A 12,029-nucleotide genomic window follows, 5' to 3' on the forward strand; every position below is an offset into this window, starting at 1 on the left:
CTATACATGTCAAGTTTGGAAAATTTCAAAGAATTAGGCGTACACAAAGACCTTGTCAAGGGTTTAAAAGAATTGAATATCATTACCCCAACAGCGATTCAAAAAGAGGTGATTCCCTTGCTGTTGACTACCGACACAGACCTAGTTGGGCAAGCACAGACCGGCACAGGAAAGACTGCCGCATATGGTTTGCCATTATTACATCGTATAGACCCTAGCCAGAAGGTTGTTCAAGGACTTATCCTTTGCCCTACCCGAGAGCTAAGTCAGCAGGTGGCCAAACAGTTATTTAGGTATACTAAATACACGGAAAAAATATTTGCAGAGGCGGTCTTTGGTGGCCCACAGATCGACCGTCAAATAAACGCACTAAGGAGACCTACACATATTGTAGTTGCCACGCCGGGAAGACTTATCGATCTAGTGAAGCGAAAAGCGGTCGATCTTAGTCATGTTAAAACCATCATTTTAGATGAAGCAGATGAAATGTTGAGCATGGGTTTTAAGAAAGAGTTGGATGAGATCCTTGGTTTTTTGACGTCTGCGGAGAATACATGGCTGTTCTCTGCCACCATGCCACATGGCATCAAACAAATAGTAAATCAGCATCTCTCTCCTGAGGCTCACAAAATACAGGTGAGTAGCGATGTAGTGAACAAGAACATTGACCACCAATATTTGATCTGTGAAGAGCAAGATAAATTTCACATCTTGATGCAGTTCCTTCGAACACAGAAGGAAAAACGCGGCATTGTCTTTTGTCGCACCAAAGCGGCGACCAAAAAACTAGCCAAGCAATTACAGGCCAAAAATATTGCCGCTGATGCAATTCATGGAGACCTCTTACAAAAAGAACGCGACAAGGTAATGCGCGCCTTTAAAAAGGAAAATTTACAACTTTTAATCGCCACCGATCTGGCTGCCCGCGGTTTGGACATCTCGGACCTAGCATTTGTTCTACATTATCAGCTGCCTGATAAAGACGAGTATTACACCCATCGCAGTGGGCGTACCGCTCGAGCTGGAAAAAAAGGGCTTTCTTTGGCATTGTGTACCTCGGCTGAAGTAAAACAGATACGTTTTTACGAAAAGAAGTTGAACATAGGCTTTAGTCAGGTCCGGGAAGTCTGATACGATTTTCCGCTTTCTTTGTATAGGGTGAACAACGCCGCGATGATGACGACATTTTTGGCAATATACTGCCCAGTGAGGGTGAAGTTGAATGGCACGCTCGTAAAAGCGCTTTCTGGAAAGAAAAATAGCGGAGTAAATGTGCAGAGCATGTGCAGAAAAGCGAATAGCAGAATGGTTCTTCTAAAAATATTTATCAACAGAAATAATCCTACAACTACTTCCCAAGTTGCCAGCAGCAATATAGAAACAGATGGGGAAATCAATTGAAAGGTAAGTTGGCTCACCGTTTCTTGTGCCAATCCTTCTGCAGGGCTCGCACCGGGAAAGAATTTCAACAAACCAAACCAAAGGTATATAGCGCCGATACTTATGGCCAAAATATTATTGCCAGCAATTCTTCTTGCTAATTTGATGCTTCGTTCTTTCATAAATAAGAAATCGGTTGAAGCGGAAAATTATTACTTGACCAATTGCCAAATAATGATAAATATCATTTTTACTGAAGTGTCAATCCAAAATTTGCTTCACTCGACCCACGATACCACTTTCTAGCATCACCTTGATGCCGTGGGGATGGTTGGCCGATTTGGTTAGGATACGTTTAACGGAGCCTTCCGTTAAAGTTCCAGTGCGCTGATGCTGTTTTTGTACGACCAAAACAAGCCCACCAAGTTCAATATTCTTTCTAAAATTGCCAGCAAACTCTTCTGAACCCATACTTTTTCTTGTATTAATTTTCTATGTTTTTCGCTTTCAATAGATGGTGATGAAAAAATCCTCTGTGATGGTGTCTCTGCCGAAGCAAAGTCGATCGCCGTCGGACCAAATATCTTCCTCATCGTATTCGATCTCGGGCGCGTCCACCTCCAAAGTTATCGAAAAGTGAAAAGTTCCTCGTTCTGATGGAACGCCAAAAATTTCAAAATAACGTCCATATACTTCATAGTTTAATCCCTCGGGCAAATCTCCATAAAAATGAAAATCATAGTAATAGTCATTATCATAGGGATCGTTGTCGATGGATGCCAATATTGATTCATAATACTCCTCTCCTTGACGTCCACTTACCAACATTTTATTTTCGAGTTCTGGTTTTGCACCTCCGATACAATCGATTATGTCAAAACATCCTAAATATAAAAATGACGAACAGAGAAGTAACGATTTTAAAAAATTTTGAATTAGTGGTCTCATCAGGCTGTAAAGTATATTGGTTTTGGGGGAAGCATCAAAAACGATACCAGATCAGCCTGATTGAAGTTTCTTTTTTAAAGCAAGTCGATAAAAAATGATAGATGCCAAGAGGCCGATCACCGAAAAAACCGAGAGCAAAACAAACACATGTTGGTGGCCCACTTCCCCAGGTGAATTATCCAGCAAATAGCCGATCGCGGGTCCCATGAAGATATCTGGCGTGTAACCGATCAGGGACATCAGCCCAACGGCGGTCCCTGTGAGCGCCAGAGGGATCTTACCTTCGTGCATCGCTGCAAAATAAAGTACCCGAATGGCATAGATGCCCGTCGCTGCAGTGAATATCGACAACAAGAATAGCATATTCATGCTAGGAGCTAATATCCCAGAGGCGAAGAATATCCCACCAAGTAACATGGTCGTAAAACCGATGATCAACCAAACGGAGGCTTTGGTGCGATCGGCCAAGAATCCTATAAGTACTCCAACAACTGGGCGGATATAAAGCAAAAAAGTGCCCACTTTGGCTGAATCGACCTCATCATAGAGCATCACTTCTTTTGCATATAGCGAAAACACATCGGTTACCTTGTACCCTACGTAGCCACAAAGTATAATGATCGTCAACAGTAAGACCGATGGAATTTTCATCACCAATTTTATCCTTTCGAGCGAATGTTCACTCTTCGGGACATCAGGCATCTCCTCGTCCGTATCGGTCTTCAAAAAGAAAAATACCAAAACACCTACAAGGGCCACGATCACCGTTGTGGTTAGGACCACATATCTAAAGGCTTGTTTCCGCAGAACCAAAGTTGCCTGTTCCAAATCTACATTGATAAAGAAAGAAAAGACCAGCACCCCTAAAAGTCCAAAACAAGCTGCCACCAATCCTCGACCACCATCCAAAAATCCAAAAGCCTTTCCTTGTTGCGCGACTCCGCCCCAGGTTCGGGTTGCTTTGATCATGGCCGCCCAAAACAGAAAGATGGTGGTAAAACCCCAATAGCCATAAAGTATTTTCATCGTAAGATAAGATGGAAAAGAAGCCATGACCAATCCTCCAGCGGCGGTTAAAAGCAACGCTGTGGCCATCAGGTTCTTTGGCTGGAATCGATCCGCTAAAACACCCCCAAACAGATATGACATCAGTGCCACAACCCCATAGATGGAAAAGCAGTAGCCCAATTCAACATTGTTAAAACTGAAAACGTCCAAGAAGGTAGGCCTAAAGACACGAGCTAGAACAAAAGGCAAGATGAAAACGGCTTCTCCGGCCAAGATCAGCAATAGGATGATATAAAAAGACTGTTTTACTCTAGGAGTTTCACTCATAATTTGCTGTCATGGGACCATGGCTGCGTTAAAGCTAGTTAAAATTTAATTGGCATCGAAAAAGGTGCAAGGCATTTCATTGAAAATCTGCAAACTCAATAAATACGCGGATTTTAAAACGCGTGTTTTCACGCTATTGTCAATTGATCCACTTCCATAGTTTTGGGAGAAATAAATTGAAACCCTTTAAAACAATTCTTTATGATCATCAACAATGTAGACACTATTGGACCTTACGCACTCAATTATTCCGTGGAAAGCGGAGGCCAAAAAGTTGAAGGAAGTTTACAAGCAGGACAATTTGCTCAATTTGAACCAGCCGGCGCACCTCCCTATAAAGTAACTATCGTAGGCGATGTACCCATTGACTCGTTCGAGGTTAGCGATGCCAACGCATTGATCTCCTATTCGGGTGATACCAGTCCTGGTGGAGGTTGGCCTCCAACCAAAAAGGTGTATATCGTAACCAATAAGAAGTAGTTGACAGAACCCCGCTGTTCTTGCGGGGTCTATTGGACTGGCGACATCAAAAAACCCATTGGGTTTTTTGATGTCGCCTCTTATTAATACGCTTCCTCATGGACGTTTGCAACGGCCCTACCGCTAGGGTCGTTCATATTTTTGAACGCTTCATCCCATTCTAAAGCGATCTTCGTGCTACAGGCTACCGAAGGCTCTTGAGGCACGCTCAAAGCAGCCGCATCACTTGGGAAATGCTCCTCAAAAATGCTTCTGTAATAGTATTCTTCTTTGTTTTGAGGTGTTTGGATAGGGAAACGGAAATGTGCATTTTGCATCATCTCATCGGTCACTTCCTGCCCCACCACTTCCTTCAAAGTATCGATCCAACTGTAGCCTACACCATCAGAGAATTGTTCCTTTTGTCTCCAAGCGACGCTTTCAGGCAGATAGTCCTCAAAGGCCTTTCTAACCACCCACTTCTCCATACTATGTTCTGGAGTGATCATTTTGTCCTTCGGGTTCAGCCTCATCGCCACATCCATAAATTCTTTATCCAAGAATGGCACGCGCCCCTCGATTCCCCATGCCGCCAAGGACTTGTTAGCACGAAGGCAGTCGTACATATGTAACTTGCTTAACTTTCGTACGGTCTCTTCATGAAAGTCTTTTGCTGAAGGCGCTTTGTGGAAATACAAATAACCTCCGAAGATCTCATCCGCTCCCTCGCCAGAAAGCACCATTTTAATTCCCATAGATTTGATCACCCTTGCCATCAAATACATCGGAGTTGAGGCACGAATGGTCGTAATATCGTAAGTTTCTAATTGATAGATGACATCTCTAATGGCATCCAATCCTTCTTGAATGGTGAATTTGATCTCATGGTGTACGGTACCAATTTGATCGGCTACCTTTCTAGCGGCGGCCAAGTCTGGCGACCCATCTAGTCCTACAGAGAACGAATGAAGCTGTGGCCACCATGCTGCCTGTGTATCGTCGCTCTCAACACGCTTCGCCGCAAATTTCTTTGCCAAGGCGGAAGTTACTGAAGAGTCCAAACCACCTGAGAGCAATACGCCATAGGGCACGTCACTCATCAATTGACGGTGAACGGCGTCGGCCAAAGCATCATGTAATGCTTCGATACTCGTATCATTGTCTTTCACATTGTCAAACTCCATCCAATCGCGCTGGTACCATTGTACCAACTCACCATCCTTACTGCTGAGATAATGCCCAGGAGGAAACAATTCTATCTTGGTACAGACCCCTTCCAAAGCTTTCAGCTCGGACCCTACATAGAACGTCCCGAACTTGTCCCAACCCATATAAAGCGGAATGATGCCCATATGATCGCGAGCTACAAAATATTCGTCCTTTTCAACATCGTAGATGGCAAAGCCAAAAATGCCGTTGAGGTCATCGACAAAATCAGTTCCTTTTTCTCGATACAGTGCCAATATCACCTCACAATCCGATTGTGTTTGAAACTCATACTTCCCTTCAAATTGCTTTCGCAACTCTCGGTGATTGTATATCTCACCGTTGGCAGCAAGAATCAATTTCTTATCTGCACTAAATAAGGGTTGCTTTCCAGAAGCTGGGTCTACAATAGCCAAACGCTCGTGTGCCAATATGGCCTTTTCGTCGCTATATATACCGCTCCAATCTGGCCCGCGATGTCTTATCGTTTTAGACATTTCCAATAATTGAGGTCTCAGATCTTCTGACTTTTGCTTTAGGTCGAACGCACAAACTATTCCGCACATAACTTTATATCTTTTTTGAAGTACTCTTCTTTTATTATTGATTCTGAAGCAAAGATGTACATGAAGTTTCAATTTAAAAACAAAAAATGTATTAATAATTATGATTTGAAACAATAAAATCTTTTTTACAAATAAAATTGAAGAATCTCGATGAATTTTATTCTAAAAAGCGAACATCTGTAAGCTGCGATCTTTTTTAACGATTACTTTATGAAGTTTAACAAAACCATAAGAAGAATTGGGCGTAGCTTTATATCCAATAAATCAATAACTATTTCAACGCTTTTCAATATGAGAACTAGACAGACACTATTTACCATAGCATTTGCATTTGTTATGCTATTCACCAATGAAATTACTGCCCAAAAATTTTCTGGCTTGGACAAGAGCCCGGCAGATATCGTTTATTTTCGGACTAGTAGAAATGCCGCTCCAGCCGTGAAGGTCATCTACAGTCGCCCTCAATTAAAGGGAAGAAAGGTGGGTAGTGATCTTGCTACCTACGGAAAGGTTTGGCGCACTGGCGCCAATGAGGCAACAGAGGTCACTTTTTACCAAGATGTAAAATTTGGCGGAGAGACCGTAAAGGCTGGCACCTATTCTCTATTCACCGTTCCAGGAGAAAAGAGCTGGAAAGTAATATTGAATAGTGACTTGCACCAATGGGGGGCCTATCAACATGACCCCAGTAACGATGTGGTCACAGTCACCGTACCTGCAGGCACCGACAATGACTCCATTGAAGCATTCGCTATCGCTTTCAAAAAAGTTTCTGATGGTGCACACATGGTCTTAGGATGGGACAAGACGAGAGTCGCCATTCCTATTAGCATGTAATTTAACTGAACCTATTCATATACCCAATCCCGCGGCAAAACCGCGGGTTTTTTTAAGTCGTTCGATCAAAACTGGATCGAAGAGTATACTCCCTGTGTAACTTCTTGACTACGCTGAACTATGCTGGCAAATATTTAAAAGAGTTGATTTCTTTTCTTTTTGAGTGTCAACAAATGATAAATCTGTAATTTTAAGACACCTTTTTTACAGTATTTTCAATTATTTTCAGCTTGCATGAAAGAACAAAATGCATATATCCTAGGAACCGATCAAACAGAATTATTTCGTTTGGGCATTCAACACCAAGCATGGGCAGAAGAAGCCCAGCGCGGTTGGCGACTGGCAGGATTTAAACGAGGACAGACCATTTTGGACCTCGGTTGTGGGCCTGGTTTTTGCACCAAGGAACTCGCATTCATCGTTGGAGAACACGGAAAAGTCATAGCTGTAGATAAGTCGGAGCATTTTATCGAACATCTTCAAAAAGTGGTAACACTTCAAGGGCTACGAGTAGAGGCCATCCATGCCGATTTTGACGATATCCATCTAGAATCCGATAGCCTTGATGGGATGTATTGTCGTTGGGCCCTCGCATGGTTGCCAGAGCCCGAAAAGATCTTGGAAAAGGTATATAAGGCATTGAAACCGGGAGGTGTGGTCGTCCTTCAAGAGTATTATGATTGGTCTACGCACCAAATACGCCCTCATCAAGTTGCCTTACAAAAGGCGATCGATGCTGCACTGCAGAGTTTTAAGGATTCGCCATGGGAGATAGACATTGGTCGCAAACTCCCACATATGCTTGCCAATATGGGAATGACCGTTACCCACACCCGTCCCATGATCAAATTATTACGGCCAAGTGATGCCGACTGGATATGGCCACGATCCTTTTATCATAGTTATTTTCCACGAGTAAAGGATATGGGCTATTTAAGCGAGGCGGAGGTGAGCGCAGCGCTGAAAGACTTATACGAAATGGAGCACGATGAAAATGCCACTATTTGTTGTCCCCTTATGATCGAAGTGATCGCCAAAAAAGTCTAGCCTTTTACTCAGTCTTTGTGAGCCTATCCATTTCCTTCAAGAGTGTTGGAATGCGATGGTTACCATGCATGTTTAGGACATACGTCGCAGCTACTGCCAAATCTACTCCAACAGCAGTCACATAAAGTGGGGTTTTACTGTTTCCTCTGGTGATTTCCTGAACCGAGTTTTTAATACTATGGAAACCTGTCTTAGCTACTCCGATTATTGGAATTTCCTTATCAAGTCTCTCATAAAGATGCCCACCAAGTCCATGTTTTCCAACATCATCTAAGAACACGAAACCATCTACTAGGATGAATGCAAGCGCCTTTAGATCGACTTTTTGCAAAAGCGCCATGATACACGGAAGCTCTCGCTGATAAAACTGCCCTGGAATATAAGGTTCTACCTCATTGATACGTTCTGAGAATACAGAAGTGGGTTCTTTGTCCTGCCAATCACGGAATAAGAGCCCAACCGCTTTCGCATAGGTAGGTTTATAATGAACATCAATGCTAAGGACCATCGGTCAATACACTTGTTTCCCTCCTATAAATGTCTGTTCCACTTTGGTATCTGGAATTTTTTGCTCAGCAACCGTCATGATGTCTTCATTTAGGATGATAAAATCAGCAAATTTACCCACCGAAATACTCCCTTTTTCTTTTTCTTCAAAGTTTGAATATGCTGCCCAAATGGTCATTCCTTTTAAGGTTTCTTCTCGCGTCAATTTCTCTTGAGGAAGAAAACTTCCTTCTGGATACCCTTTGGTGTCCTGTCTTGCAACAGCCGCATAGAAGGTGAGAAAGGGACTCACCTGCTCTACCGGAAAATCGGTTCCAAGAGCGACGATGCCGGCCTTTTCTAAGAGTGTCTTAAAAGCATAGGCACCTTTGATTCGATCGGGTCCTACCCTATCTTCTGCCCAATACATGTCGCTTGTGGCGTGGGTTGGTTGCACCGATGGAATAATTCCCTCTTTGAAATAATCGAAATCCGCTATATCAACCACCTGAGCGTGTTCCACTTTCCAGCGGCGATCACTTTTTCCTTTCAACGCTTCTTGATAGGCTTTAAGAACCACCACATTGGCAGAATCTCCGATGGCGTGGGTATTCATTTGGTAATCCGTAGCTGCAATACGCTTTGCCAACGCATAGATATCTTGTACTGGGGTGACCATCGCTCCAAAGTGACCTGATTTATCGCTATATTCATCTTTTAGGGCCGCACCGCGCGATCCCAAGGCCCCATCGCCATACACCTTCACGGATCGCACGTTCAATTTTTCGGTCTTGATGATCCCTCTTTTTAAAAAATGGTCAATATTTTCTGGATAATTGCTGATCATTGCATAAATTCTCATGTCCAGTTCTCCCTTCTTTTGAAGTTTTTTTATCAATTCGATCACTTCTCTTGAAAGCCCGGCATCATTGACGGTGGTCAGACCATAGCTAAAACAGATGCTCTGTGCATCCTTCAGGGCTTGTATCTGGGTTTCCACGGTAGGTTTTGGCATCACCTTGTCTACGAGGGCCATCGGATTGTCGATCAGGATACCTGTGAGCTCACCATCTTTAAGGACGATCTCACCCCCATCAACCTTGGTCGCAGCTGTAATTCCTGCAAGATCCAAGGCCTTTTGATTTACCAGATAGGCATGTCCATCCACACGCTCTATGGCCAAAGGAGTATTTGGAAACAATTCGTCGAATCGTTCTTTGGACGGAAATTCTCTGACCTCCCAATCGTTCTGATCCCAACCTCTACCTCGGATGAAGTTGCTATGCTTTTCTTGCTGAAAGGCCAACACCCGTTGAATGACCTCATCAAAACTCTTAGTTCCGACGAGATCCACGACCTGCTGATTCATTCCTAGACCGTAAAAATGACAGTGTGCATCAATTAAACCGGGAGTTATGGTCTTCCCTTTGGCATCGATTTGCTTGGGCGCCTCAAATGTATCGCTGATCTCTTTTGATGTGCCCACTGCTAGGAACTTGCCATCTTTTACAGCAAAGGCCTCCGCCTTACTGAAAGCTTCATCTACCGTATAAACATTGGCATTGGTAACGATAAGGTCGGCCTGTTGTTTCTTGGCACATGAGAGAATGATCAACGGAATAATGAGAAGTAATTTTTTCATTTGGATGGTTTTGATGCATAAAAATAATAAAAATAACCGCTGCGTCACTTTGTGACACTTCCTCTTAAGAAGTGGGGAAATTATGAGTGCTTGAATGAGTGAAAAATATCGATCACCACCCTGTCTTGATGCTTTGCATCGATCCACTTCCCTTAGCAAGAAAGAGCATGGAAAACACTACTTCGTTCTAGAGAATAGATTCCTGCCCCTATCTGCCGACAGACAGGTGCGCAGGAAATCAAAGATTCAACGAAGTTGATGACAAGTATTATGCCTGATTAAAAGTCGAACTTATAGGTAAGTCCTGCCATAGCCTGTAAGCCTTGTACTGGATAATTGGCCCATCGCTGATAGTTTTGGCTGGCAATATTATTCACCTTTGCGTAGATAGATAGTTGCTCGTTAAGGCGATACCCTGCTTTTAAATTGATATCGATAAAACTATCTAAGGTTACAGATGTTACCACTAATGGATCTATTCCATTATCGGGGGATAGAAACTCGTCTTGTCGTTCTCCAACGTAGAACACATGCGCTCCTGCATACCAGTGTTCATCAATTTGATAGTCACCAAATACCGAAAACGTCAACTCTGGTAGATTCCAAGGTTCGGTCTCCACCTCTGTATCATAATTAAAATATTCTCCTTGTAGCTTCAACTTAAAACTGCGATTGATGTCAAAATTCAATTCGCCAAAGATGGAAAGTGTAGTGACATCGTCATACACTACACCAAAAGTACTAGGCTTCTGAAACTCTTCACTAGCAAAAGTCGGAATCAATGATCTATTTTGTTTGAAGAGTGGCTTGTTGTTTTCGGCCTTATATGAACCCCGAATGTTATACCCCACATTGGTCGAGAATTTTCCCTTCAACCCAAAATAACCATCATACATTTGATCGGTAGGAACGATCAACAAACTGGGTGAGACAAATGTATTCTCTTGGACCAAGTTATAATAGGTATTCTGTATCAGGTCGCCTTCGATTCCGGCATAGGCGATCACATATTCATCTACCAATCGGTAGGAAGCGGTCACTTTTGGGTAGACAAAGAAGTCGGTATCACTTCCTGCATTTATTCCTCCAAACTCTCTAGAAAAACTTCCTGCATAATAAAGTGAAGCCCCCAGATTCACCGTAAGATCATCTCTAAGAATTTGCAAATTTGGATTTACTCCAAAAAGCAGATAGTTGTGCTTTATTTCAAAATTATCATCAAAGCCTTGGTCGAAACCGCCACCTAGATAGTCCAATCTCACATTGGTCTGAATATACTCATCGGCAATCGGAATCTGAAATGATGGCTGTAACAGAAAATGATTTTCTGAAGAGCCAAAAGCATCCCAAGTTCTTCTAAAGGTCACCTTCCCTTTTTCGAAATAGGAATCCTCGATACTGGCGTTGGCCGAAATATAGGCACTGTGATAGGTCTGTGATTCGTCTATCCCATTCAAGGTCGCTTGATCATAACTATTCTCATAGAGTCCATACCAATTGTACAACTGATTCTGATACCCAATATCGGCGCCCCAATCGAGATCGCGGCGATTGTCTTTTTTATAGGAAACGTCGAGACGGGTATCGAAGAATTTATCGTCTAGTTGCACCTCTTCGATACCACCTTGTGTAGAATGGTGATTGATTGATATATCTAAGGTCTCGTCTCTGTTTAGCGCTCGGCTCGTATAAAAATCGAGTTCGGCATTGACGAAATTTCCAAGTCCAAGTGAGACGTAGCTATCGTAAAGTGTTTCATTTGGCTCTTTTTGAACTGCCGCCGCATCACCCTTTGCTGGTGTAAAGGTCGAAGCAACGGGCACTGAATTGATCTTATACAGCACATCCTTCTTTTGGGTAGTGATGGAATCGTCCAAGGTTGGGTTTTCCTTTACTTTAAAGGCATCTGAGATAGTAGGAGTATATGCTTTTACGACGTTTACCACCTCAGTCCCCAAGGGATCCACTTTGTTTTCGTCTTTCTTATCTTGTGCGAGGCCGGCCCAACTGGAAACTGCCATTACACATAAAAAGATGTTTTTGATTTGCTTGCGCATATGATGATTGATGTTTTACTTTTTTATTTAAGCCTAGGTCCATCCTATGTTATAAACCTACAAGGT

At 42.9% G+C, this 12,029-nt stretch carries 12 protein-coding genes; 4 read left to right on the top strand and 8 right to left on the bottom strand.

Going from position 1 to position 12,029, the window contains the following annotated elements; all coding sequences use genetic code 11:
- Window positions 1–6 precede the first annotated feature (6 nt).
- A complete protein-coding gene (locus tag ACFQ1M_RS00495; protein ID WP_386402333.1) occupies window positions 7–1,131 on the top strand; it encodes a DEAD/DEAH box helicase in 1,125 nt (374 codons plus the stop codon).
- On the opposite strand, the gene ACFQ1M_RS00500 is transcribed toward ACFQ1M_RS00495, so the two are convergent.
- The 4 genes from ACFQ1M_RS00500 to ACFQ1M_RS00515 all read right to left on the bottom strand — a co-directional run bounded on the left by ACFQ1M_RS00500 (window position 1,113) and on the right by ACFQ1M_RS00515 (window position 3,663).
- Entirely contained in the window at window positions 1,113–1,562 is a 450-nt protein-coding gene (locus ACFQ1M_RS00500; RefSeq protein ID WP_386402336.1) for a doxx family protein, read from the bottom strand. The genes ACFQ1M_RS00495 and ACFQ1M_RS00500 overlap by 19 nt on opposite strands.
- Before the next feature lie 79 nt (window positions 1,563–1,641).
- Complete coding sequence (locus tag ACFQ1M_RS00505) at window positions 1,642–1,851, bottom strand: YwbE family protein (protein ID WP_386402339.1); 210 nt, start codon at window positions 1,849–1,851, stop codon at window positions 1,642–1,644.
- Between the two features lie 36 nt (window positions 1,852–1,887).
- Window positions 1,888–2,328: a hypothetical protein gene (locus ACFQ1M_RS00510; RefSeq protein ID WP_386402342.1), complete on the bottom strand. Its 441-nt coding sequence runs from the start codon at window positions 2,326–2,328 to the stop codon at window positions 1,888–1,890.
- Between the two features lie 51 nt (window positions 2,329–2,379).
- Window positions 2,380–3,663: an MFS transporter gene (locus ACFQ1M_RS00515; protein WP_386402345.1), complete on the bottom strand. Its 1,284-nt coding sequence runs from the start codon at window positions 3,661–3,663 to the stop codon at window positions 2,380–2,382.
- A 201-nt stretch (window positions 3,664–3,864) separates the two neighbouring features.
- On the opposite strand from ACFQ1M_RS00515, the gene ACFQ1M_RS00520 reads away from it, so the two are divergent.
- Entirely contained in the window at window positions 3,865–4,143 is a 279-nt protein-coding gene (locus tag ACFQ1M_RS00520; protein WP_386402348.1) for a hypothetical protein, read from the top strand.
- 83 nt (window positions 4,144–4,226) lie between these two features.
- Here the strand turns inward: ACFQ1M_RS00520 and asnB are convergent, their stop codons facing one another.
- Window positions 4,227–5,894: an asparagine synthase B gene (gene asnB / locus ACFQ1M_RS00525; RefSeq protein ID WP_386402351.1), complete on the bottom strand. Its 1,668-nt coding sequence runs from the start codon at window positions 5,892–5,894 to the stop codon at window positions 4,227–4,229.
- A 291-nt stretch (window positions 5,895–6,185) separates the two neighbouring features.
- Here asnB and ACFQ1M_RS00530 point away from each other — a divergent pair, with 291 nt between their 5' ends.
- Window positions 6,186–6,731: a DUF2911 domain-containing protein gene (locus ACFQ1M_RS00530; RefSeq protein ID WP_386402354.1), complete on the top strand. Its 546-nt coding sequence runs from the start codon at window positions 6,186–6,188 to the stop codon at window positions 6,729–6,731.
- Window positions 6,732–6,965: 234 nt separating this feature from the next.
- On the top strand, window positions 6,966–7,778 hold the full coding sequence (locus tag ACFQ1M_RS00535) for a methyltransferase domain-containing protein (RefSeq protein WP_386402357.1): 813 nt from the start codon (window positions 6,966–6,968) through the stop codon (window positions 7,776–7,778).
- Between the two features lie 4 nt (window positions 7,779–7,782).
- Here ACFQ1M_RS00535 and ACFQ1M_RS00540 read toward each other — a convergent pair whose 3' ends face one another.
- From ACFQ1M_RS00540 to ACFQ1M_RS00550, 3 genes are all read right to left on the bottom strand, one after another.
- Window positions 7,783–8,286 carry an endonuclease V gene (locus tag ACFQ1M_RS00540; RefSeq protein ID WP_386402360.1) on the bottom strand — a complete coding sequence of 168 codons (504 nt, stop codon included), beginning with the start codon at window positions 8,284–8,286 and terminating at the stop codon, window positions 7,783–7,785.
- Window positions 8,287–8,289: 3 nt separating this feature from the next.
- Window positions 8,290–9,906 (bottom strand): amidohydrolase, encoded by a 1,617-nt coding sequence (locus ACFQ1M_RS00545; protein ID WP_386402363.1) that lies wholly within the window; start codon window positions 9,904–9,906, stop codon window positions 8,290–8,292.
- Window positions 9,907–10,184: 278 nt separating this feature from the next.
- Entirely contained in the window at window positions 10,185–11,963 is a 1,779-nt protein-coding gene (locus ACFQ1M_RS00550; RefSeq protein ID WP_386402366.1) for a TonB-dependent receptor, read from the bottom strand.
- Window positions 11,964–12,029 lie beyond the last annotated feature (66 nt).

Origin of the sequence: Sungkyunkwania multivorans (genome assembly GCF_042675645.1) — a bacterium.
Taxonomy (GTDB): Bacteria; Bacteroidota; Bacteroidia; order Flavobacteriales; family Flavobacteriaceae; genus Sungkyunkwania; species Sungkyunkwania multivorans.